Here is a 21,665-nt window from a genome sequence, read left to right on the forward strand (position 1 = left end):
ACCACAGCCTTATCATTTGCGGGAATAATCGTCGTACACGCCCCGGAAAATGTCGAGAAACGGCGGGGCCGATCAGCCGATGCGCTGCTCGTCCACCACCTCGACCTGAAACAGGCCGCCGTTCTCATTTGCCGCCGCCTCAACGAGCATGCCGGCAACCCCCAACACGGCCCCGGCCATCACAGCGTCTTCTCGCGGTTTTATGAGGAGTGTGTACATCCTGCCGGGCTTGGCTTCGATCCTGAGATTGAAGACGTTGGGATGGTCCCAGACATCGACGGAAACGTTATGCAGACCAGCAGGAACATCCAATATGGCACCCGCTCCGTTGCCGATGTCGGCGACTTCCTTGCCGTCGATCTTCACACGCGCGCCGCGGCCCGACGCCAAAAACTGCTCCGAGCGAACGATCTTCACACGCGACTGGCCGCCGGTAAGCGGCTGCTTCAGAAGCCCTTCGTTCTGAATGCCTGTGCTTCCGCAAGCCGAAAGCGTCGCAGCAAGCCCAAGCGCAACTGCGACCAGAATGATGTTTTTCATGTTTCCCCACTCGAAGTGCCCAGGTGGAGATCATGCACAATTGACGACTGAAGAATGTAACCAAATGGTTACATTGGGAAACAAATCAAAAACGGTTATGGCTCGTCGGGATTTCACCGAAGCGTCGGATCAAGCTCCGCGTAGTTCGGGAACTTCTGCAACGTCTCTTCGCCGCGCGTCGGCTCAAGATAGGGCAGCACACGCTTCAGGATCGCGTTGGCGATGGGCGAGGTGTGCCGCACATACAGGTCGAGCGGACGAAGCTCGTGGCGCATTTGCAGCTTCGGGCCGTAGCCGAGGCTCGTGCTGACGATCTCCTTGAAGCCGTTCGCGATAGCCCATGAAATCGTGTCGCGCATCACGTAGAAATACAGGTGGAGCTGCAGCGCGATGGTGTAGTCGAGGCCGAGATATTCGCCGTAGAGCTTGTCGCCCTCGATGAGGCAGAGCGAAAAGGCGATCACCCTGCCCTCCTGCCGCCAGATGAAAAAGCGCGCCTTGTCCGGCATGCGGCGGCCAAGCTCGGAGAAGTATTCCTTCGTGAGCTTCTCGAACTTCATGTCCGACTTTTCGTAAACCTGCTCGTAAAGCGCGAAAATCTGATCGAGCGCTTCACCGGCGTTATGGCGAACCTCAAGCTCGATCGGCGCCGACTGCTCCGCCGCCTTGAACTTCCTGCGAAACTCCGTGCGGCGCTTGCTCTTGATCGCCTTGTTCAGATAGTCGTCGAAACTCTTGTATGCGGAAATGTCGAGGCGCGTCATCGGCATGCTCGGAACCGCCGTGAAGCCCTTTTCGCGAAAAGCGGACAACGCCTCGCGATACTCGGCCGGGAACTCCTTCAGCACGATCAGCGACGCCTTCTCCGCTCGCGCGAGACGAACGATATCGGCCGAGAGTGCCTCGGCTTCGCTGGCGCGCGTGGCCTGATCCCTGGCGGCGAGATGTCCCTCGCCCGCTGCGCAGCCCATCATCAGCGTGCGCATGGTAAGGAAACGCGGCCAGACCCGCCGCACGCGGTCGACGAGGCCCTTCAACCGCCGCCCGGACCCCGCGACGAGATCCTGATCGAGTAAGAAGAACGGCTGCACCGCCATGACGCGGCCAAAGCGGTCTGTCAGAGCGAAATAGCGATAGCGGAATTCCGGACAGACCGTGTCCTCCACGATCTCGTAATAGCGATGGTCCTTCCTCAGATGCGCGAAGGCAGTCGACCAGACAGGCAAACCGGCAAGCGAGCGGCGCTCGACGATGGCAACGCTTCCCTTTGCGGAGACACCCAATTCCGCAGGGCGCGCCACCGGGCCGCGAACATACTCGGCCCGATCCAACAAACTCGACATGAAGAACGCCCCACACTTAATGCTCGAACCGATGGACAAGCCCAATGCGCCACCGAAGTTCCCTTGGTATAATTGGTGTTTACCGATCGGAACGGAAATCGCAAAGCCGAACTTGTCGCAAGACTTAATGCTCGCGCGAGCGTGATGAGGAGCACACAGGCCGCGTACAAGCACCTCGATTACCAGCCGACCGGCGAGGCAAGCGCTGTTCGCAATGACGCTGCCGCAAGCCGCAGCCGCCATCGCCGGAACAGGGTCGCGCATTCCCGTGAAGGCGATGTGATACCGCAAGCCATTGTTTCATGGCCGCTATTTCACACGAATAATCGCGAATATCCGGGCCTGATCTACAGCATCCCGATGACGGCCTTCAGTGCCTGAAGCCCGAGGGCGAATGCCAGGACGAGATAGAGGACTCCGAGGAAACCGATTGCCGCGCCGAGGCTCGCCGCCTTTCCGTCTTTCTCGATGATACCGACCGACATGAAAGCTATGCCGAAAGCGGGCAGGATGTTGCCGAAGGGCATGGGAAGCATGAGAAACGCGGCAACGATGGAGATATAGAGACCGAGCAGCCGCTCGCCGCCGTCGCTGACCACCACGCCCCATCGCGGCCGGGCGCGCTTCTCGATCCAGACGAGAAACCGCTCCACGCGGTCTGCCACCGCCTCGAAAACGGCCGGCGATATGACCTGTCGGCGCATAACCTCCGGGAGCCAGACTTTCTTGCGCCCCGAGGCGATTTGGAGGCCGAGCAGAACGACCGGTGCGCCGAGAATAAAGGAAATGCCCGGAATCACCGCGTTCGGCAGCGCGAACAAGATCATGAGCACGCCAAAGCCGCTGTCTTGCAGCGTGTCGAGAATTTCGCCCACGGTGACGGGCTGACCGCGCTTTTGCTCGGTGAGGCGGCGAACGGAGTCCGAGGTTCGTTCCAGGGGGTCGGAGGCGGGTTCAATCGTTTTTTCTAGCGTCACGCAGCCTCGCGCCCGATTTCCTTTTCATCCTGAACCGGCAGAATGCATGTCACTGTCGTGCCCTCGCCGACACGGCTCTTGATGTCGAGCTTGCCGCCATGCATCTCCACCAGCGAGCGCGAAATCGCTAGGCCGAGCCCGGTTCCCTTGTGTCCTTTGGTCAACTGATTGCTCACCTGCTCAAACGGCCTTCCCAGACGACCGAGATCGTGTTTCGGAATACCAACACCCGTATCGGCGATTGCGATCCGTATGCTGCCGCGATAACGATAGGCGCGCAGCGACACCTTTCCCCCCTGTGGGGTAAACTTGACAGCGTTCGAAAGCAGATTGATCAGCACCTGCTTCAGCGCGCGCCGGTCTCCGTAAAGCGAAATGCCGGGGTTGCCCGTCTGGCTCAATTCCACGCTGCCTTCCATGGCTACGGGACTGACCACCGAGAGGCATTCCTGGAACACATCGCCCATCGTGAACCATTCGGGCGAGAGGGTCCAGCGGCCCGCCTCGATCTTCGACATGTCGAGAATGTCGTTGATCATTTCGAGGAGGTAGCGGCCGCTGTTATGAATGTCTTTGACATAGGTCTCGTATTTCGGGTTGCCGATTGGCCCCAGCACGCCGTCGCGCATCATTTCCGAAAAGCCGATGATCGCATTCAGCGGCGTGCGAAGCTCGTGGCTGACGTTGGCAAGGAATTCGGACTTGGCCTGATTGGCGGCTTCCGCGCGGATCTTCTCTTCGTTGTAGGACTCCGCGAGTTCGCGAAGCTGCCGCGCCTGAATTTCAAGTTGTCTGCGGCTCTGCTCGAAGCCGTCCACCCTCGCCCGCATCTGCTGCTCCCGTTCGAGAACCCGGTGCTGCGTCTGCTTCTGCATGGTGATGTCCGTGCCGAAGCTCACCAGGGTTCCCTCCCCCGTCCAGTATTCGCCGATCTGGAGCCAGGTGCCGTCGTCGAGCTGCCGTTCCTGAAGCTGGAACCGGCCCACCACGCCGCGCCCTTCCGGCGGCCGCTGCGCAATGGCCTCGCGTGTCTGCGCTTGTATCTCCTCGTAGGAGGTGCCGGGCAGCGCCGCCGCCGTCGAGACGCGGTAGAGCTGTCGAAACTTCCGGTTGCACAGCACGAGACGATTTTCACGATCCCAGATCGCTATGGAAATAGGAAGCGATTCCACGATGTCGGGCAATGACGGAAAACCCTCGAGTCCCTGCGGGACCGGGCTTGCATCCACGGGAACGAGAAGGCCATCGAAGGCTGGAGCGCCTTGAGGCGTCGAAGAAATTTCTCCTCTGAGCTGAAAGGTGCGCCAGCCCTTTTCCGCATCCTTGATACGCACAGGCCAATTGACGCGCTTCTGCGCGTTTTTCAGGGCCTGCGAAATGGAGGCATAAAGGAAGTCGTCGGGATGAAGCCACTGGCGGAAGTCGCGAAAACTCGTCGGACAGCTTTCGCCGGTTGAGAAAAGGCGGCTCGTGTCGCCCGCCCAGGCCAGATCGCCGGTCACGAGATTCCAGCGGAGCCCAAGCGCTCCCGCAGCTTCGACCCCCTGCACATGGGAAGCGATCGCAAGGCGCGCGGCCTCGGATCGATCGAGGCTGCGCCGACACATCCAGAGGCATGACACAAGCGACAGGGCAGCCGCGCCAAGGCAGAACGCAACGATCTCCGGCTCGACCGGCGTCGAGCCGAAGCAGAGCACGGCAAGCAACCCGAGCGCGGCAAGGCCCGTTCCGCCCAGCACAATCAGCAATTGCCTCATCTGCGCGAGTGCACTCGCCGCAGCGTCCGGCTGGAGGGAAGAGACAACCGTGCGCGGCGCTTCGACAGCGCGCGCATTGGAAAAGGTCTGGCTCAACTCATGAAGCGCCATGTCTTCCCGCCGGTAGATTCGCCCCGTACCTAGTCTTAGTCACCGTGATCTTAACATGAGCACGATTAGTTAAGAAAGAGTCACCCCTTTGTAGTACAGGCGGCGCTGCAACCACCGGTGTTCCAACGGCAATCGCGGCGACTCGCTGTGTTCAGCCTGCCACTTCGCCTTCGCGCCCGCCAACGATTTTTGACACGATCTCGAATACGTCAGGGGAGAGATCCTTCCTGTCGAGAATGCGCGCGAGCGCCTGCCCGGCGAGCGCCCGGCGTTTCGGCTCGAAGATTCGCCAGCTCTCGAACGCGCCGACGAGCCGCGACGCCATTTGCGGGTTGAAGCCGTCGATCTCGATCACGGCATCGGCAACGAGGTCGTAGCCGGCGCCGCCCGCATCGTTGAACCGGACCTGGTTCCCATGCGCGAATGCACCGTATACCGAACGCACGCGGTTTGGGTTCTGGATTGAAAACAGCGGGTTGGCGACAAGATCCGCGATGCGCGCGATGGTATCCGGCGACGGCGACGACGCCTGCAAGGCGAACCATTTGTTGATGACGAGCGGCTCGTCCTTCCACTTCCTGTGGAAGCGCTGAAGCGCCTGATCGTAGGCATCGCCGCCGACCTGCGAAAGGATCGAGAGAGCGCCGATGGACTCGGTCATGTTGGTCGCGGTCTTCGCCTGCTCCTTCACGCGCGCGATCCCGAAGCGGCTTTTTCCCGCCGCAAGCAAGCTCAGCGCGGATTGTCGCAGCGCGCGTCTGCCCGCGCTTTCCGCATCCGGATTGTAGGGCTCGGCTGGGGCGCTTCGCTCGTAGACGCCTTCGAGGATCGCGCGGAGGCTCTTGCCCATCGTGGCGCGCAAAAGCGTTCGCGCCTGATGAATCGCCTCGGGATCGACGTTCTCGCCGATGGCAAGCGCAACATCCGATTCGGACGGAAGCGAGAGGAACGCGGCGCGGTAGGCGTGTTCGAGGGTGTCGTCGTCCGCGACTTCGCCGACGGCCGCGACAAAGCGCGGATCGCCCCGCGCGGTTTCACCCTTCGCGATGGCGTTTGCGAGAGCGACGATGTGCTTCAGCGCGAAGGCCTGGGCGTTCTGCCAGCGGTTGAACAGATCGGTATCGGCGCGGATGAGCGTGAGCATGTCCTTGTCGCGCGCGCCCGCGTTGAGGTTGACGGGCGCCGAAAAGTCGCGCAGCAGCGACAGCACGGGCCGCGAGCCCACTTTCTCGAAAGTAAACACCTCTTTCTTTTTCGACAGCACCACCAGACCGCCGTCGACCGGCTTTCCTTCCACTTCGAGCGGAATCTCTCCGCCGTTCGGGCCGAGCAGCCCGAGCTTGACCGGAATGGGCACGGCCTTGCGCTTCGGCTGGCCGGGCAGATCGGGATAGGTCTGGCTCAGCGTAAGCCGCGCCTCCTTGGCCCCCTCCGAATAGGAAAGGCGCGCATCGAGCGTCGGCGTGCCTGCCTGATTGTACCAAAGGAGATAGGGGGAGAGGTCAGCGCCGTTCGCGTCGCCGAGTGCCGACACGAAATCCTCTACCGTCACCGCCTGGCCGTCATGGCGCTCAAAATAGAGATCGAGGCCTTTGCGGAAACCGTCGCGTCCGAGCACGGTTTGCAGCACGCGGCACAGTTCGGCGCCCTTGTTGTAAACCGTGCGGGTGTAGAAGTTGTTGATCTCGATGAAGGACGAAGGGCGCACGGGATGGGCGAGCGGGCCCGCATCCTCGGTGAACTGCATGCTGCGCAGCCACCGCACGTCCTCTATGCGCTTCACCACGGCGGAGCGCTGGTCGGCGGTGAATTCCTGATCGCGGAAAACGGTAAGCCCTTCCTTGAGGCAGAGCTGGAACCAGTCGCGACAGGTGACGCGATTGCCCGTCCAGTTGTGAAAATATTCGTGCGCGATCACCCCTTCGATGCGCTCGTAATCGGCGTCGGTCGCGGTATCGGGCCGCGCCAGGATCAGCGCATCGTTGAAGACGTTGAGGCCCTTGTTCTCCATCGCGCCCATGTTGAAATCGGACACAGCGACGATCATGAAAATGTCGAGGTCGTATTCGAGGCCGAACCGGTCCTCATCCCATTTCATCGACCGCTTCAGGCTTTCCATCGCCCAGCCGCACCGGTCTTCCTTGCCGGGTTCGACATAGATCCGCAGCGTGACGTTGCGGCCCGACCTTGTGATGAAGCGATCCTCCACCATGGCGAGCTTGCCTGCGACGAGCGCAAAGAGATAGGCGGGCTTCGGGAACGGGTCTTCCCACACGGCGAAGTGGCGCTCCCCGGGAAGATCGCCCGATGCGACCAGATTGCCGTTCGACAGCAGTACCGGCGTATCCTGCTTCGCCGCCTCTATGCGGACGCGGAACTTCGCCAGCACGTCCGGCCGGTCGAGATAATAGGTGATGCGGCGGAAGCCTTCGGCCTCGCATTGCGTACAGTAGACGCCGCGCGAGAGATAGAGCCCGGATAGCGCCTTGTTGGCGGCAGGGTCGCAGATCGTCTCGATTTCGAGCGTGAACGGCTTGGCGGGAACGTCGCGGATGGTGAGATCCCTGGCCGTCACCACAAGGCGCGACGCGTCGACCGGCACCCCATCGATGGACACGCCTAGAAGCCGCAGCAACTCGCCGTCGAGCTTTATCTCGGTTGCGCGCTTCTTCACTGCGGGATTGGGCGTCACCGATAGCCGCGACTTCACGCGCGTCTCGGCGGGATCGAGCGTCACGTCGAGGTAGGTTTCGGCGATAAGGAAAGCAGGGGGGGCGTAATCCTTCAGATAGATCGGCTTCGGCGTGTCGGTTTTCATGCGTCTCCCCTTCGACTTCTGGCGGCAGGGATAGCCCTTTGCCGCGGCCACGGCAAACAGCCGCGCGAGTTTTCCTCATGACAACATGGTGTTCGGGCGTCGACTTCGCATCTTCGCCGGAACCCTTCCTCGAAGTTCCCGCCCACACCGCTAAAAAATGGGATCGGTCTTTCCAGTTCCTGCAACGGTTCAGAACGCCGGTCTGATCGTTTTGCTCACAACGGTACCAACGACCCCATTATGGTGTGTCGCTTTCCTGTTCCAAGACGTGAAAAATTTAAATCATTTGTAGTGAAATCAGCTCGAGGCAAGCAATCGATCTTAAGAGTGATCATTAAGATTGAGGCTAATCTGGCGCAAAAATGGAGCACCCATCGGCGTGATAAACTTGCACATTTGGTGCTCAATGATTTTTTTTGTACTTTTATTGACCGTCACCGGAAACGGCATGATTCCTTTTGCCAAAGAAAACGATGCTGCATGCGAAGTGGGCACGCCTACTAGCGGACGCTTTTTTATAGAGCACAGAGAAACCCCCTTTTTTATATATCCAGATAAAAATAAAGGGAAAGTAATTAATGTCACTGCAAGTAGGGCTCTTCGCACGACACATTACAGAGATCTATGGCCGACTATGGTTTTGTCAGGCCTATGTGAAACTCCTGATTGGCTTCAGGCGAAAATTATTGAAGCAGATGGATCACCAGTTGATTGGGAGATCGGTTGGGTAGAAAAAAGTGGCCTGCGGATGAACGCGAGTTCGGAATATAAAGCTGGACTTTTATGGGACATCGACGGCGAGTACGATTTTACCACTCAAGAAAAGATTTTTTTGAGAGATGCTGCATTAATGGTATTGAAACGGTATCCAAACTGCATCAGAATAACAAGTGGTTACAGAAGTGGAGATAAAATAGGGCAATATTACGTAACCTGCACCGCCAAAAATGGTCTTCCACCTTTCTTTAACATCTGGTTTTCCGAGGAAGACGTCAAGACTGGTAAGGGTTTCTCTGCTTCCTATCCTTCCAATTGAGGGCCCATCGGAAGCTCGCATATGATTATGCTTGACCGGACGGGCCGACGCAGAAGACGGTGCGGGTAGAATTGCAGCCGGATTTCCCTCATGCCGAAACCTCCCGTCCGAATCCTCGGGCTCGATCCGGGCCTTTGCCATCTCGGCTGGGGCGTCGTGGATTGGGACAGCCAGCGTCTGTCATTCGTCGCCTGCGGCACCATCGATACGGGCGCGGGCGAAGCGATGGGCCAGCGACTCACCGCCCTGTTCGAGGGATTGACCGAGATTGTGCGGGCTCATGCACCCGACGAGGCCGCGATCGAGGAAACCTTCGTCAATACGAACGCGCGCGCCGCGCTGAAGCTCGGCCAGGCGCGCGGAGTGGCGCTTCTCGTCCCGGCAAGGCTTGGCCTCAGCGTTGCCGAATACGCGCCGAATTCGATCAAGAAGACCGTGACCGGCGCGGGCCACGCCGACAAGACGCAGATCCGCGCGATGCTGCGCTATCTGATGCCCAAGGCGCAGCCCGCGACGCCCGACGCAGCCGACGCGCTCGCCGTTGCCATCTGCCACGCCCATCACAGGCGCGCGCTCGCTATACGGGCGGCGCTTTCGGCTCCGGCGTGAGGTCGCCGGACTTCAGCGCGGCGATGATGTCTTCCGCCAGCGGTTCAAGCTCCGGCAGCAGAACCACGCTCTCCTGCTCGCTCGGGTCCGTTCGCGCGATCACCGCTGAAATCGGCCCGTCGCTCAGGTTGACGGGCAGGTGCGGCACGCCTGCGGGAATATAAAGCAGGTCGCCCGCGCGGGTCAGCGTCCGATGCTGAAGCCGGTCGCCATGGAGCGTCCACGCCTCGCCATCGAGAACGTAGATGGCCGTCTCGTGCTTTTCATGCAGGTGCACTTTCGCGCGGCCGCCGGGCGGGACCGTCAGAAGATGCATGCAGATGCCCTGCGCGCCCACGGTTTCCGACGCGATGCCGCGGCGGTATGTCAGGCCCTGCTTTCCATCGTAGGTCGTGTCGGCCCTTACGAGCCGGCATTCGGGTTCGGCGCTCATGATCCTCCCTGTTCTTCGATTTATTCCCCTTATGTAGGCTACCGTTCACCGTCTCGCGGCGCAGAGCACAAGAAATCGAGAAGAATTGAAACAGGGACTGCCGACGCGAAGCGCAAAACCCGCTCGCGCCGCCGTCGCCGACTCGGGTTATGCTGAGGTCATGATCGGAAAGCTCAAGGGCATCGTCGACACCGTGGGCGCGGACCACGCCATAATCGATGTTGGCGGCGTCGGCTATGAAGTGGCCTGCTCGCCGCGGACGCTCGGTGCGCTGCGGCCCGGCGAACCGGTTGCGCTTTCCATCGAGACGCATGTCCGCGAGGACGCAATCAAGCTTTACGGTTTCCTCTCCGAGGCCGAACGCGGCTGGTTCCGTCTCCTGCAAAGCGTGCAGGGTGTCGGCGCAAAGGTGGCGCTGTCCATCCTCGCGACGCTCGATTCCGCACAGCTCGCGCAAGCCATCGCCATGCAGGACCGCGTGAGCGTGACGCGCGCGCCGGGCGTCGGCCCGAAGGTGGCGCTTCGCATCGTGAACGAACTCAAGGACAAGGCTCCGCCCCTCGCTTTCAGCGTCGCAGCCAACGCCGCGCCAACCTCCGGCGCCGCATCGGCAGCGACGCCCGCCTCCGCCGCGCCCTCTCCCGCGGCGGAGGCGGTATCCGCGCTTGTGAACCTCGGCTATGCGCCGCTTCAGGCGAATGCCGCGATTTCATCCGCGCTCGACAAGGCGGGCGACAACGCGCGGACCGAGGATCTCATTCGCTTCGGCCTCAAGGATCTGGCGCGCTGAACAGCCCGACGCGCCGCGCCGAACGCCCGTTCCCTCCCCTTGCGCGAGGTCGGCGAGCAAAATCGCGCTCGTGTTGCTTGAGACTACCTAAAACTTATCGTAAATGCTGCTGAGACTGGGAGGGGCTATGACGGGCACATTCACGATACTGCGCGCGGCAGCGCTGGCGATTGTCTGCATGGTGGCGGGGGCTTTCGCGATTTCGTCCGCGCGCGCTCAGGCTCCTGCCGAGGGGCCGCTGGAACTTCACTTCTCTCATATCGGGGCTGAGGGATCGCTCTATTTCATCTCGGCGGAAGAATACGCGCGCCGTGTCGAAGCGATGTCGCGCGGGCGCATCCGCATCGTGCTTCACCCGAAAAGCGGGCTTGGCGGCGACGCCGAAGTGCTGAAGAAGATGCTGAAGAACGAGGTCGACATTTCCGTCATCGGCACGCCCATGTCGAACGTGGCGGGCGAGTTCGGCGTGTTCGAAATGCCGTTTCTCGTTCGCAATCGCGCCCATGTCCGGCAGTTCCGCGACAAGGCCATGAAGCAGTATCTTCAGGCGGCCGCCAACGCGAAGGGCTATCAGCTGCTCGCGATGTGGGAATTGGGTTTCCGCCAAATCCTGAACAACAAACGCCCCGTGGAAGGGCCCGGAAGCCTGAAGGGCCTCAAGCTGCGTGTGCCGAAGGGCGAATGGCGCATCAAGATGTTCAAGGCCTATGGCGTCGAACCGTTACCCGTCGAGTTCAAGGATGTCTACGGCGGCATTCAGCGCGGCGAACTGGACGGCATCGAATCCACGCTCGACCTGATCTACGGCGAGAACATCCACAAGGTGCAGAATTACCTCACCCTCTCCTATCACCTTTATACGCCGGGCTTCCTCATCATGTCGAAGGACCGGTATCAAGCGCTTCCCACATCCGCGCGCGCGATCCTGGCCAAAGTCGGCCTTGAAATGCAGGAATGGGTTCTGGACAGAGGCGAGCGCATCGATACGGAAATCGTGCAGAAGATGGGCTTGAAGACGAACGAAGCCGACCGCCTCGCCTTCACGATCCAGAGCCTGACCATCTACAAGGAATATGCGCAGGTTCCCGCGCAGAAGGCGCTCATCAAGCTCATTTTCGAATCCGACGTGAACCCGCTTGCGCACGATTCGCTGAGAGGCGCCCCCCTCTCCGGGGTCGCCGGGTCGAAAGGCAGCGACCTCAAGGCCGACGATAGCGCGGAGGCAAAGAACCCCTGGGCGCCACGCTGATTGCGGCGGACTGCGTAACGGGCGCCCGCGCCGATTGCGCTGTCTGTCGATTCGCCCATATACGTGCGGATGTGGCATCCGGTCGGATGGCATGTTTTCGAGTTACCGCCGAAAACGCCGCATAACCCCGCGCTCGGATCGAGTCCCTTGGCGCGGATCATGCAAGCGCAGCGGCGCTCGCGCCATGTGCAAACTGGCTCCGGCGCAAGGCCAAAGGACACGGCAGGACGGTGACGTTTCGGGGCGCCGGTATTTTCGCATCCGAAACCTGCCATTTGCGAGGAAGCTTCATATGTCCCGTCAGGAACAGGATCTTATCGACTATATCGACGACAAGTCGCAAAACGAGGACGAAACCGCGTTTCTCCCGGTACGCCCGGACGGCTATCCGGACAGTTGGACCGTCTTTTTCCTCGGCATATTTTTCGCCATCGCCGCCGGGGCTCTGATCCCTGTCTCGCCCTGGCTTGGCGGAACGCTCGTTTTCGGCGGCTACGGCGCCGCCGCGCTGACGCTGACCGGAACGAAAAACCGCGTATCGCGCGCGCTTCGCTTCGGCTTTGCGGTCTTCGCTGTGATTGGCGCAGTCATCGTTACCGGCATGATCGCGTGGCCGACGATCACGCGATCGATGGTCGACGCGGCGGCGGAAACAAACCTCGTTTTCCTGTCGGTCGCTTTGCTGCCGTGGCTTCTCGCCACCTTCCGCTACATTCACATTCGCATCCCGGACTGACCCACGCCGGAAGCTGTCTCGATCGGTCGGATTGGGCGATATGCCCGTGGCTCCTGTGTCGTGGCGATCACCAGCTATCGCCCTTCGTGACAGCTCGTTACAATATGACCGGCGAAAGGCCACAATCCTTCGCCAGATTGGTCATGCCGAGGGGGTTCCGTCATTCGGAGACCACCTGAATGAAAAAAATCATCTATCTGGCGCTTGCGCTTTTTGCTGGAGCCTTGACGTGGAGCGTCGCGCACACGTCGGCGATGGCGGGCGCAGCCGCTGCGGGCGTGCTCGCAGTTCACGATGAAGCCGCGAACAGCGACGTCATCAAGGTTCACGGACCGTGGGGCGGCCCCGGTTGGGGCTATGGCCCAGGTTGGCACCGCGGTCCGGGTTGGGGATCACGGCCATGGGGCTGGGGGCCCCGTCCGTGGGGCTGGGGCGGTCCGCGCTATTATGGCGGCTGGGGCCCCTATTACGGATGGCGTCCGCCGTATTATGGGCCTGTCTGCCGCTGGCGCTGTGGCCCATACCGCTGCTGGCGCGTCTGCTGGTGAGCCTGGCAGATAGGACGACTTGAAATCGGGCCACACATTATTGCGAGTGCGTTGCCGGTTCAAATTCATGAGGCGGACGGCAGCTTCAATTTCCGGGGCGCCTCATGGACTTTGAATGGCCAAAGCCGCTTGCCTATCCGTTGGGCGCGCTTTCGCCAAGCGTCACGCAGCGCAACGTTGTCGATTTGTGTCGCTCATGCTGGCGCAGGTTTGTTTCCATCGAAAGGGCCGCATCCGTGGCCCTTTCTTTTTTGCGGAAGGTCGAGCAGAGGGAATAAGTCTCCGGCCTCTTCGGCGCCAATATTATCCTATTCACATCAATATCTGTTTGGCGTATACTTACATTTCAGTTTCGGATTGCTAGAAGGGCATAGATTTTATTTAGACCATGATAATGAAATTCTGGGTTCGACGTTGCATGGATAGCCGCCAGAAGCGAGTTTAGCGCAGGCCTGTACTTTGCAGGTATCGTTGTTTGCGCGAACACTGGAGAGGCTTCTAATGGCCACCAATCTTCTATCGACCATCACGCAGTCGTTTACTCCCGATATCGTGGGAAAACTGGCTTCGACGCTTGGACTTGAACAGCAGGCAGCTCAAAAAGGAATTTCCGCCGGCATTCCAGGCATTCTGACGGGCCTCGCGGGCATGGCACAGGGCTCGGACGGTCCGAAGCGGATCGGATACGCTCTCTCCCAATCGGAAAATATCGTCGGCCGCGACGCCGTGAACAGCGGCGACATTATCGGCAGCCTTCTCGGCTCCAACCGTGACATCCTGCAGACCGGCTGGAGCCTCATATCGTCGCTCATCGGCGGCGGAACGCTCGACACGTTGACGTCCCGCCTCGCCCAGTATGCCGGCCTTGGCCAAGGCTCCGCGAAAAAGCTGATCGGCTTCCTTGCACCTGTCGTGCTTGCCTTCCTGAAGCGCCATCAGGCCACCGCCGGTCTCGACAATCAGGGCATCGCCAGCCTGCTTGTCAGTCAGAAAGGCGACTTCGAGCGCGCCATCCCAAGCGCCTCGGCGATCCGGGCCGGGCAGGAAATACCCCAGGAAACCCGGTCCACATCCCATATTCGTCAGGGCAAGTCGGCGTCGACCGGCGGCAGCGCAAATCTCGCCTATTGGCTTCTTCCGGCGCTCATAATCGCCGGCGCCGCACTCTACTTCTGGCCGAACGAAAACAGGGTGCAGCAGGAAGCCGAGCAGATCAACCGTAACACGCGCACCACCGCGCCCGAGGCAAAGATCGGCGAGCCGACAACGACCCGTACCGGAGAAGCCGGACGGAACGCTGCGATCAATGACAGCACGGCGCCTTTGCCCCCCCAGCCGTCCCAGGTCGCGGGAACGTCGGCCGTCGCTCTGCAAAACGATATCCTGACAAACATCTCGCGCCTCCAGACGGCGCTAGGCCGCATAAAGGATTCAGGGTCGGCTCAAGCGGCAATCGGCGAAATCCGCGATATATCGGATCGCTTCGCCAGTCTGAAAACCAGGGCTCAGGAACTTACGCCCGAGGCAAGGCAGGCGCTCGCGCTGGCGGTGCAACAACGCGTCCCGGACCTCAACTCAACGCTCGACCGTATCGGCAACGAGATCAATCTCGGTGGCGAGGCCAAGCCGGTTCTGGATACGCTGAAAAACGAGCTGGCCAAGCTGTCAAAAGCCTGAAACGGCCACCCGCCGTTCCCTATTGGCAGGCTCCCTATCGGCCGGGGCCTCCAGCTTTCCATGCTCCTGCGTTCAGGTGACAAGCCCGAACGCAGGACTCTCGCGTTTCTCAAGGGCGATATTCGAACTGTTCCGGGCTGACGTCGCGGCTGGCGAGAGCCGTCATGATCAGGGCAATGCCGTACAGCAGGAGATAAACGCCGACGAGGATGCCGAGCACCCAGGCCGAATCGAGCGGAAACCCGCTGATGATGATGCCGGCGAGGATGAGATCCACGAGGCCGCTGAAGAGAAGCCAGCCCCACGAGCTGAGCACGCGGCGATGGGAGAGCGCCGCGAAGATCTGCGTGATCCCTTGCGCCAGGAAAAAGGCCGCCAAGACGAGCGTCAGAGACAGGACGCCGACAAGCGGCTGCCGCAGCAGGTAGACCCCGACGGCGATTGCGAGTGCCGCGCCGAGGAACGACCAGATGGAACCGGGCACCTCGCGACCGGTGAAGAACGTGGCGAGGCCGATAATACCGCCGATGATGAACAGCCAGCCCGCGAGCTTGACGGCCACGACGGTCGTAAGGTATGGCGCGCCGATGGCGAGAATGCCAAGCACGGCCAGAAGTAACCCCTGAATGAGAAAGAGTATCCAGTGATCGTGAATGACCTCGCGCTCACGTTGGTGAGGGACGTTCAGGTCGGAACTTGCGCTGCTCATGGTTACACCTTGCGATTGCGCTTCGAGATGCGGCGTCGCGCGGTGCCTCATGGGAATCGGCGTCGCCTTCCCGCGTCATGCTGACGCATCCGGGTTAGAGCAGCTGTAAGGACCGGAAGAAAAACTGAATCAAATCGGGAGCTTCGTGTCGGGCTTACATGACGCGATTGGCCGAGCCCAGTTCGATAAGCGCGTCCACGACCGCGTCCATCCTTTCCCGCGCAACGTCGGCGAATGTGTCGGCAACGCCTTCGTGGGCCTCGTTCGTCCTTTCGTCCTTCTCGGCCTCGAAGTGCAGGAGCGCCGCGACGACCATCATCGCGTCTCTGAGGCAGGCGGGACAGGCGGATACTTTCGCTTCCTTCGAGTGCTCATCGATCGTGCCGAGGATCTTCTGGACGAGCGTATACTGATGGCTTTCCCTGAAGCCGCAGTCATGCGGGTTGGAAGGATCAGATGCTCGTTCGCACATGTTGGGGCAACCTTGGTATGAAAATGCTCTGAGGACGGGAAAAACGTGTCGCCCGTAAAATTGCGTTTTTTCCGGTCGGCGGATTGTATAATTCGCTACTATTTGTCCCAGATCTTCAACGTAAGTGCTCGGGAGCGTGTGGAGGCTGGATATGCACGAGAAAACTCGTGGACCGCTTCGAGGCAAACGGCGCCTTTCGGCGCACCGTGATGGCGACAGTTTTCGATTCGCCCGTACTGTAGCTGTCGGCACGGCGGTTGCAAAGCGCGTCATTCCGCAGACAGATCGTCAACAGACCGCCGCTCGCCAGCGTGGATGGGGTTACCCACGGGGCGAAACCGGGATTGAACCCCGTGAATTCGCGCGTGCGATCGCCGCTGTAGAACGCTGCCACCATGGCATAAGGCTCCGATCCCGCTACGGTCGCCAACGGAGCGCCTGTCGTATCCACCCACGCCGCGTGCGCCAGCTCCGATATCTCGACGGCGGGCACGATACTGAGTTCTTTTCCAAGTAACCCCATGGCATAGGGCGAGATCAGCGCGATGGGCATCGCCAAGGCATAGATCGCCGCGCCGACCAAAATCGTTCGACGGATCAGGCGGCGCGGGTCGGGCCTCAGTGCCTGAAGGAGAACGAGCGGAACCAGAAAATAGATCGGGATCGCGAAATTCGTCGACAGGCGAACGTGAAAGGCCGCCGCAACGACAAGAGAGAGGGCGTAAGGCCCAAGTGCCAGAATTGCGACAAACCGGGCTAGGGTCGCGTCGAGCACATCCCCGCGCTTCGGATGATCGCGATCGCGCGCGGTGTAGATCAGCAATACGATCAGGGCATTGAACAGCAACACCGAAAGCATGAAGCTGACGAAACCGAAGCCGACACTCTCGTCGGTGAAATGCCTGCGTGTCTCCGCATAGGCGAGCGTCGGGAAGTCGTGATTGACGAGCCAGATGACGTGCGGCGCCATCAGGACGAGGAAACCGGCAAGCGCGACATAGGGAGCGGGCGAACGATAGAAGCGCCGCCATTGCGGATGTGCGAAGCTCGCCGCGAGACACGACGCCAGCAGCACCGCCGAGTAATATTTCGACAGCATGGCGGCCGCCGCGCAGGCTCCGAAGAAAAGCCCGTTACGAACGCCAGGCCGCTCCATCGCCAGCGCGAATGCGTAGGCAACCCACGGCCAGACGAGAAGGAGGATGCTGTTCGCGTTGAACCTCAGCGCGAGAAGCGTGTAGCACGGCGACGTCACCAGAAGCAGAAGCCCCGCGAAGCGATGCTCGGGTCGCGCATAGACACCGTAGAGTTTCCAGACGCCCACGAGCCCCAGCCCGCTTGTGAGCGATGACAGCAAATAGAAAGCCCAGTTACTGCGCGGAAAAATCTCGAACCACGCGCCCGCGAGCCACGCCCACAACGGCGGGTGCTTGTAGTAGCCGAACTGATATTCCTGCCCCCAAAGCCACGCCTCGATCATGTCGGGATGAAGCGGCCCGCTCTGATGGAGAACGCCGTAAAGCGTCCAGACGCATACATGCGCGGTCACGAATGTGCCGACCCAGAACGCGGCGTTCCGCGCGAGATTTGGAGCCTTGATCATGGTCGAACGGCATTCCTTGCCCAGCCTGAAGCCCCATAGCATGACACGCGAGTGCGGCGAAACTACCCGCGACAAAGTGGAAGAAGAGTGACCGCTTTGGCAAGCCGTGCACACTGGAAATAGACGAAATCAAAACTGACACGACCCAAATCCTAAACCCAACTGCATGTTATTAATGATATAATTAACTTTGGCACGACCGTTGCTTGAAATGGCGCGAAGACACGGCCGAGGGATGCCGGTCAAACGAACCATCGCGCGAAGGAAACGCCGGTCATGGACGAAACTTTCTACGATGTCTTGCGGCGGCAAGGGGTGTCACGCCGCAGTTTCATGAAATTCTGTAGCCTCACGGCCGCGGCGCTCGGCCTCGGCCCGCAGCTTGCCCCGACCCTCGCGCACGCGCTCGAAACGAAGCCGCGCATCCCCGTGCTCTGGCTCCATGGCCTCGAATGCACCTGCTGCTCGGAAGCGTTCATCCGCTCGGCGCACCCGCTCGCGTCCGACGTGATCCTGTCCATGCTCTCGCTCGACTATGACGACACCATCATGGCGTCGGCGGGCCATGCGGCGGAGGCCATCGTCGAAGAGATCGTTACCAAGCACAAGGGCAATTACATCCTCGCCGTGGAAGGCAATCCGCCGCTCAACGAGGACGGCATGTACTGCATCATCGGCGGCAAGCCCTTCGTCGAGCAGCTGAAATACGCCGCCGCGAATGCGAAGGCCGTCATATCGTGGGGGTCGTGCGCCTCTTGGGGCTGCGTGCAGGCCGCGAAGCCGAATCCGACACAGGCCGTACCCGTCCACAAGGTCATCCACGACAAACCGATCATTCGCGTCCCGGGCTGCCCGCCCATCCCGGAAGTCATGACCGCCGTCATCACCTACATCCTCACCTTCGAGCGCATCCCCGAACTTGACCGGCAGGGGCGCCCGAAGATGTTCTACGGCCAGCGCATCCACGACAAATGCTACCGCCGTCCGCATTTCGACGCGGGCCAGTTCGTCGAAGCATGGGACGACGAGAACGCGAAGAAGGGCTATTGCCTCTACAAGATGGGCTGCAAGGGGCCGACGACCTACAACGCGTGCTCCACGACGCGCTGGAACGGCGGCGTCTCCTTCCCGATCCAGGCCGGTCACGGCTGCATCGGCTGCTCGGAAGACGGCTTCTGGGACAATGGCTCTTTCTATAACCGCCTTACCAACATCAAGCAGTTCGGCGTCGAAGAAAACGCGGATGTCATCGGGGCGACAGCCGCCGGCGTCGTAGGCGCCGCGATCGCGGCTCACGCCGCCGTCAGCGCCATCAAGAACGCGCGCTCGAAGGGAGATAACGAATAATGGCGACGATCAGCACACCCAACGGCTTCACGCTCGATAACAGCGGCAAGCGCGTCGTCGTCGATCCCGTCACGCGCATCGAAGGCCACATGCGCTGCGAGGTGAATGTCGACGAAAACAACGTCATCCGCAACGCCGTGTCGACCGGCACCATGTGGCGCGGTCTCGAAGTGATCCTCAAGGGCCGCGACCCGCGCGACGCCTGGGCCTTCACGCAGCGGATCTGCGGTGTCTGTACCGGCACCCATGCGCTGACCTCGGTGCGTGCGGTGGAAGACGCGCTGAAGATCCAGATTCCCGAAAACGCGAACATCATCCGCAACCTGATGCAGCTCACGCTGCAGACGCACGATCACCTCGTGCACTTCTATCACCTTCATGCGCTCGACTGGGTCAACCCCGTCTCGGCGCTCTCGGCAGACCCGGCGGCGACGAGCGAGCTTCAAAAGAAGGTTTCGCCCCGCCATCCGAAATCGTCGCCCGGCTATTTCCGCGACGTGCAGAACCGGCTCAAGAAGTTCGTGGAATCGGGCCAGCTCGGGCCGTTCAAGAACGGCTACTGGTCCAACCCCGCCTATCTTCTTCCGCCGGAAGCGAACCTGATGGCGGTGACGCACTATCTGGAAGCGCTCGATTTCCAGGCGCACATCATGCGCATCCGCACCATCTTCGGCGGCAAGGACCCGCATCCGAACTGGCTCGTCGGCGGCGTGCCGTCGGTCATCAACATCGAAGGGCCTGGCGCATCGACCTCCATCAACATGGAACGCCTCAACATGGTGCGCTCCATCATCAACCAGTCGATCGAGTTCGTCGAAAACGTCTATATCCCCGACCTTCTCGCGGTGGCGCAGTTCTACAAGGGATGGCTCTACGGCGGCGGCCTGTCGTCGAAGAACGTGCTTTCCTACGGAGACATTCCGGACCGCGCCAACGACTATTCGGCGGAAAGCCTGCTTCAGCCGCGCGGCGCCATCATCAACGGCAATCTGAAGGAAGTCTTCCCCGTCGACCTGCGCGACCCGAACGAGATTCAGGAGTTCGTGCCGCATTCCTGGTACGCCTACGCGGACGAAAAGAAGGGCCTTCACCCCTGGGATGGCGTCACCGAGCCGAACTTCAAGCTCGGGCCGAAGCTCGTCGGCACGCGCACGAACATTCAGGAGATCGACGAAAGCGCGAAATATTCCTGGATCAAGGCGCCGCGCTGGAAGGGCCACGCCATGGAGGTCGGCCCGCTCGCCCGCTACGTCATCGGCTACGCGAAGGGCGACAAGGAAATCACCGAGCAGCTTACGCTCGTGCTGAAAACGCTCGACGTGCCCGTTTCCGCGCTGTTCTCCACGCTCGGGCGCACGGCGGCGCGCGGCCTCGAATGCCAGTGGGCGGTGCACAAGATGAGCTACTTCCTCGACAAGCTCATCGCCAATGTGAAGGCGGGCGATACAGCCACCGCCAACACCGCGTCATGGGATCCGTCGACCTGGCCCGCCGAGGTCAAGGGCGTCGGCTTCACCGAGGCGCCGCGCGGCGCGCTCGGCCACTGGATCAAGATCAAGAACGGCAAGATCGAGAATTATCAGTGCGTCGTGCCGACCACGTGGAACGGCTCCCCCCGCGACAACGAGGGTAACATCGGCGCGTTTGAAGCCGCGCTTCTCAACACGAAGGTGGAACGCGCCGAAGAACCGGTGGAGATCCTGCGCACGCTGCATAGTTTCGACCCGTGTCTTGCCTGCTCCACCCATGTCATGAGCGAAGACGGCCGCGAACTGGCCGAAGTCACCGTCCGCTAAGGGAGAGATCAAATGAAAAAGGGTTCCACCGTTCTCCCCCTTGTCCTCTCCGTGATGTAGGAGCAAGCCATGGTCATCGCCACCGACTTCGATCCGCCGCCACCGCAGGCGCCGAAACCCAACGGGGACGGGAACGGAAACGGGTTTCAGCCCGCGATCTATGTTTACGAATTTCCGGTCCGCATCTGGCACTTCGTGAACGCCTTCGCCATCGCGGCGCTGCTCATCTCGGGCTACTTCATCGGCAGCCCGCCGCCGACCCTTTCAGGGGAAGCGAGCGATCATTTCCTGATGGGCTATATCCGCTTCACGCATTTCGCCGCCGGGTACATCCTCATCATCGGAATGGCCGCCCGCACCTACTGGGCCTTCGTCGGCAACAAGCACGCGCGGGAAATCTTCATCATCCCGCTCAACAGCGCGAAGTTCTGGAACAATACGTGGAACGAGATCAAGCGTTACGGCTTCCTTGAAAATGAAGGCCGCAAATATGTCTGCCACAATCCGCTCGCCGCGCTGACAATGCACTTCATGTTCCTGTGGGGCATCACCTTCATGATCTTTACAGGGCTTGCGCTCTACGGTGAAGGCACGGGCATGGGATCGTGGCAGTACACGCTGTTCACGAGCTGGATCGTTCCGATTTTCGGAAACAGCCAGAACCTCCACACCTTCCACCACCTCGCGGCGTGGTCGATCCTCATCTTCGTGATGATCCACGTCTACGGCGCGGTGCGCGACGAGCTGCTCGGCCATCAGAGCATCTTCAGCACCATCGTCTCGGGCTACCGGACCTTCAAATCGCCCGGCAAGCCGGAGGACATGGACCGCGCCTGACCTTCTCAAGGACCTGAGTGAAACTGGCGCGGGCTTGTCCCGCGCTTTTTTTGCGGGCGCGTTCCATTTCATACTTTTGTCGCGCAAAGAATGCGACCGGCGCCGGGATATTGTGGAAGCCCTGTTTCCACTTCACCCCGCAAGCAGAAAAACAGGCGTGTCTTTTCATGAAATGCGACGGGCGCGTGAGAGCCGTCCCGAATATGTGAACTGGCCACTCCGCGCGGATTTCGATCCTAAACCATTGCGTTTTCTGTATTTTTACGGAATGACCGGC

Annotated in this window: 19 protein-coding genes; 10 read left to right on the forward strand and 9 right to left on the reverse strand. The window is 60.7% G+C overall.

The window, feature by feature from the left end:
* Window positions 1-72: 72 nt before the first annotated feature.
* The 5 genes from QM659_RS06705 to pepN form a co-directional block, all read right to left on the reverse strand.
* A complete protein-coding gene (locus QM659_RS06705; RefSeq protein WP_303486703.1) occupies window positions 73-540 on the reverse strand; it encodes a hypothetical protein in 468 nt (155 codons plus the stop codon).
* Window positions 541-653: 113 nt separating this feature from the next.
* Window positions 654-1,883, reverse strand: coding sequence for a GNAT family N-acetyltransferase (locus QM659_RS06710; RefSeq protein ID WP_415187831.1), 1,230 nt, complete (start codon window positions 1,881-1,883; stop codon window positions 654-656).
* Window positions 1,884-2,230: 347 nt separating this feature from the next.
* Entirely contained in the window at window positions 2,231-2,860 is a 630-nt protein-coding gene (locus QM659_RS06715; RefSeq protein ID WP_415187832.1) for an exopolysaccharide biosynthesis protein, read from the reverse strand.
* The gene (locus tag QM659_RS06720) at window positions 2,857-4,728 is read right to left on the reverse strand and encodes an ATP-binding protein (protein WP_415187833.1); all 1,872 of its coding nucleotides are present in this window, start codon (window positions 4,726-4,728) and stop codon (window positions 2,857-2,859) included. The genes QM659_RS06715 and QM659_RS06720 overlap by 4 nt, the downstream gene beginning before the upstream one ends.
* A 151-nt stretch (window positions 4,729-4,879) precedes the next feature.
* Entirely contained in the window at window positions 4,880-7,546 is a 2,667-nt protein-coding gene (gene pepN, locus QM659_RS06725) for an aminopeptidase N (RefSeq protein WP_415187834.1), read from the reverse strand.
* 406 nt (window positions 7,547-7,952) lie between these two features.
* Between pepN and QM659_RS06730 the strand changes: the two genes are divergently transcribed.
* Together QM659_RS06730 and ruvC are read left to right on the forward strand one after the other, a co-directional pair.
* Complete coding sequence (locus tag QM659_RS06730; RefSeq protein WP_415187835.1) at window positions 7,953-8,582, forward strand: hypothetical protein; 630 nt, start codon at window positions 7,953-7,955, stop codon at window positions 8,580-8,582.
* 90 nt (window positions 8,583-8,672) lie between these two features.
* The gene (gene ruvC, locus QM659_RS06735; RefSeq protein ID WP_415187836.1) at window positions 8,673-9,191 is read left to right on the forward strand and encodes a crossover junction endodeoxyribonuclease RuvC; all 519 of its coding nucleotides are present in this window, start codon (window positions 8,673-8,675) and stop codon (window positions 9,189-9,191) included.
* On the opposite strand, the gene QM659_RS06740 is transcribed toward ruvC, so the two are convergent.
* Complete coding sequence (locus QM659_RS06740) at window positions 9,160-9,624, reverse strand: cupin domain-containing protein (protein WP_415187837.1); 465 nt, start codon at window positions 9,622-9,624, stop codon at window positions 9,160-9,162. The two genes, ruvC and QM659_RS06740, sit on opposite strands and share 32 nt — an antisense overlap.
* A 160-nt stretch (window positions 9,625-9,784) precedes the next feature.
* Between QM659_RS06740 and ruvA the strand changes: the two genes are divergently transcribed.
* The 5 genes from ruvA to QM659_RS06765 all read left to right on the forward strand — a co-directional run bounded on the left by ruvA (window position 9,785) and on the right by QM659_RS06765 (window position 14,624).
* A complete protein-coding gene (ruvA, locus tag QM659_RS06745; RefSeq protein ID WP_415187872.1) occupies window positions 9,785-10,414 on the forward strand; it encodes a Holliday junction branch migration protein RuvA in 630 nt (209 codons plus the stop codon).
* 127 nt (window positions 10,415-10,541) lie between these two features.
* Entirely contained in the window at window positions 10,542-11,663 is a 1,122-nt protein-coding gene (locus QM659_RS06750) for a TRAP transporter substrate-binding protein (protein ID WP_164729819.1), read from the forward strand.
* A 292-nt stretch (window positions 11,664-11,955) separates the two neighbouring features.
* Window positions 11,956-12,399: a hypothetical protein gene (locus QM659_RS06755; protein ID WP_303486719.1), complete on the forward strand. Its 444-nt coding sequence runs from the start codon at window positions 11,956-11,958 to the stop codon at window positions 12,397-12,399.
* Window positions 12,400-12,578: 179 nt separating this feature from the next.
* Entirely contained in the window at window positions 12,579-12,947 is a 369-nt protein-coding gene (locus tag QM659_RS06760; RefSeq protein ID WP_303486721.1) for a hypothetical protein, read from the forward strand.
* A 501-nt stretch (window positions 12,948-13,448) separates the two neighbouring features.
* Window positions 13,449-14,624 (forward strand): DUF937 domain-containing protein, encoded by a 1,176-nt coding sequence (locus QM659_RS06765; RefSeq protein WP_415187838.1) that lies wholly within the window; start codon window positions 13,449-13,451, stop codon window positions 14,622-14,624.
* A 109-nt stretch (window positions 14,625-14,733) separates the two neighbouring features.
* Here the strand turns inward: QM659_RS06765 and QM659_RS06770 are convergent, their stop codons facing one another.
* The 3 genes from QM659_RS06770 to QM659_RS06780 form a co-directional block, all read right to left on the reverse strand.
* The gene (locus QM659_RS06770) at window positions 14,734-15,333 is read right to left on the reverse strand and encodes an HdeD family acid-resistance protein (RefSeq protein ID WP_415187839.1); all 600 of its coding nucleotides are present in this window, start codon (window positions 15,331-15,333) and stop codon (window positions 14,734-14,736) included.
* 154 nt (window positions 15,334-15,487) lie between these two features.
* Window positions 15,488-15,805, reverse strand: coding sequence for a hypothetical protein (locus QM659_RS06775; protein WP_415187840.1), 318 nt, complete (start codon window positions 15,803-15,805; stop codon window positions 15,488-15,490).
* 115 nt (window positions 15,806-15,920) lie between these two features.
* Window positions 15,921-17,408, reverse strand: coding sequence for a glycosyltransferase family 39 protein (locus QM659_RS06780; protein ID WP_415187841.1), 1,488 nt, complete (start codon window positions 17,406-17,408; stop codon window positions 15,921-15,923).
* A 276-nt stretch (window positions 17,409-17,684) separates the two neighbouring features.
* Here QM659_RS06780 and QM659_RS06785 point away from each other — a divergent pair, with 276 nt between their 5' ends.
* The 3 genes from QM659_RS06785 (at window position 17,685) to cybH (ending at window position 21,388) form a co-directional block, all read left to right on the forward strand.
* Window positions 17,685-18,755, forward strand: a complete 1,071-nt coding sequence (locus tag QM659_RS06785) for a hydrogenase small subunit (RefSeq protein WP_415187842.1) — start codon at window positions 17,685-17,687, stop codon at window positions 18,753-18,755.
* Window positions 18,755-20,551 carry a nickel-dependent hydrogenase large subunit gene (locus QM659_RS06790; protein WP_415187843.1) on the forward strand — a complete coding sequence of 599 codons (1,797 nt, stop codon included), beginning with the start codon at window positions 18,755-18,757 and terminating at the stop codon, window positions 20,549-20,551. Before QM659_RS06785 ends, QM659_RS06790 begins: the two co-directional genes overlap by 1 nt.
* Before the next feature lie 69 nt (window positions 20,552-20,620).
* Window positions 20,621-21,388, forward strand: coding sequence for a Ni/Fe-hydrogenase, b-type cytochrome subunit (gene cybH / locus QM659_RS06795; RefSeq protein WP_127075883.1), 768 nt, complete (start codon window positions 20,621-20,623; stop codon window positions 21,386-21,388).
* Window positions 21,389-21,665: the final 277 nt, after the last annotated feature.

This window comes from Rhodomicrobium sp., assembly GCF_047605405.1.
GTDB lineage: Bacteria > Pseudomonadota > Alphaproteobacteria > Rhizobiales > Rhodomicrobiaceae > Rhodomicrobium > Rhodomicrobium lacus.

Excerpts from the sequence above, each read along its gene's own strand:
- ruvA (WP_415187872.1), top strand. The coding sequence starts at position 9,785 with ATGATCGGAAAGCTCAAGGGCATCGTCGACACCGTGGGCGCGGACCAC.
- QM659_RS06750 (WP_164729819.1), top strand. The coding sequence starts at position 10,542 with ATGACGGGCACATTCACGATACTGCGCGCGGCAGCGCTGGCGATTGTC.
- ruvC (WP_415187836.1), top strand. The coding sequence starts at position 8,673 with ATGCCGAAACCTCCCGTCCGAATCCTCGGGCTCGATCCGGGCCTTTGC.
- QM659_RS06780 (WP_415187841.1), bottom strand. The coding sequence starts at position 17,408 with ATGATCAAGGCTCCAAATCTCGCGCGGAACGCCGCGTTCTGGGTCGGC.
- QM659_RS06770 (WP_415187839.1), bottom strand. The coding sequence starts at position 15,333 with ATGAGCAGCGCAAGTTCCGACCTGAACGTCCCTCACCAACGTGAGCGC.
- QM659_RS06760 (WP_303486721.1), top strand. The coding sequence starts at position 12,579 with ATGAAAAAAATCATCTATCTGGCGCTTGCGCTTTTTGCTGGAGCCTTG.
- QM659_RS06755 (WP_303486719.1), top strand. The coding sequence starts at position 11,956 with ATGTCCCGTCAGGAACAGGATCTTATCGACTATATCGACGACAAGTCG.
- QM659_RS06705 (WP_303486703.1), bottom strand. The coding sequence starts at position 540 with ATGAAAAACATCATTCTGGTCGCAGTTGCGCTTGGGCTTGCTGCGACG.
- QM659_RS06765 (WP_415187838.1), top strand. The coding sequence starts at position 13,449 with ATGGCCACCAATCTTCTATCGACCATCACGCAGTCGTTTACTCCCGAT.
- pepN (WP_415187834.1), bottom strand. The coding sequence starts at position 7,546 with ATGAAAACCGACACGCCGAAGCCGATCTATCTGAAGGATTACGCCCCC.
- QM659_RS06710 (WP_415187831.1), bottom strand. The coding sequence starts at position 1,883 with ATGTCGAGTTTGTTGGATCGGGCCGAGTATGTTCGCGGCCCGGTGGCG.
- QM659_RS06775 (WP_415187840.1), bottom strand. The coding sequence starts at position 15,805 with ATGTGCGAACGAGCATCTGATCCTTCCAACCCGCATGACTGCGGCTTC.
- cybH (WP_127075883.1), top strand. The coding sequence starts at position 20,621 with ATGGTCATCGCCACCGACTTCGATCCGCCGCCACCGCAGGCGCCGAAA.
- QM659_RS06790 (WP_415187843.1), top strand. The coding sequence starts at position 18,755 with ATGGCGACGATCAGCACACCCAACGGCTTCACGCTCGATAACAGCGGC.
- QM659_RS06720 (WP_415187833.1), bottom strand. The coding sequence starts at position 4,728 with ATGGCGCTTCATGAGTTGAGCCAGACCTTTTCCAATGCGCGCGCTGTC.
- QM659_RS06740 (WP_415187837.1), bottom strand. The coding sequence starts at position 9,624 with ATGAGCGCCGAACCCGAATGCCGGCTCGTAAGGGCCGACACGACCTAC.
- QM659_RS06730 (WP_415187835.1), top strand. The coding sequence starts at position 7,953 with ATGATTTTTTTTGTACTTTTATTGACCGTCACCGGAAACGGCATGATT.
- QM659_RS06785 (WP_415187842.1), top strand. The coding sequence starts at position 17,685 with ATGGACGAAACTTTCTACGATGTCTTGCGGCGGCAAGGGGTGTCACGC.